A 590-nucleotide genomic window follows, 5' to 3' on the forward strand; every position below is an offset into this window, starting at 1 on the left:
CAAAGCTTTTACAGCTTTCAAAATTTCCTGCTGTGCATATTTATATGGGGTATCATTTAATTTTGCTAGATCTAATTTTTTCCTGATAAAAGTTGGGAAAGGAAGCTCTCTAGATGAGATCTATACTCAAAATTGGCGCAATGCCCATTTGCAGCGATAAGGAGTTCTTTTGTTTCCAGTAAGGGCACCCATTGGAGGGTTGTGAGTGGGCGAAGAGTGATTTCATTTTCAATCTCAGAGACGTCAACAAGAGGGCGACCGATGCATAAACGTGAACTTGTATCACAAATTAATTGAGAAACCAGCATATGGCGTTTTAAGGTACCATTTGCGATGGCGGAGTTTAGTGCAGAGTGTTGAAAAGCATTATCAGGGTTTAAATTTGCTCTTCCTGATGCGCGGATATCATGTCGCGTTCGATCATCAAGATGGAGTAAATGCGTGACATAATTTTTATGATGTTGTGCATCGTGTGCTGTTTCCCAAAAGGCAATATTGATATTTGCCGCGATATTTTTTCCAGTTTCAGCAACGTGGAAAGCATCATGGGGAAAGTAGGCAACACGGTCTGTACGGTTTTGCAGCGCAAT

At 41.0% G+C, this 590-nt stretch carries 1 pseudogene; it reads right to left on the reverse strand.

Going from position 1 to position 590, the window contains the following annotated elements:
• Positions 1-71 precede the first annotated feature (71 nt).
• Positions 72-590: pseudogene (locus ACFIKU_RS10220) on the reverse strand (hypothetical protein); the annotation flags it as partial.

It is taken from the genome of Bartonella sp. CM120XJJH, from assembly GCF_042194715.1.
In the GTDB taxonomy this organism is placed as follows: Bacteria; Pseudomonadota; Alphaproteobacteria; order Rhizobiales; family Rhizobiaceae; genus Bartonella.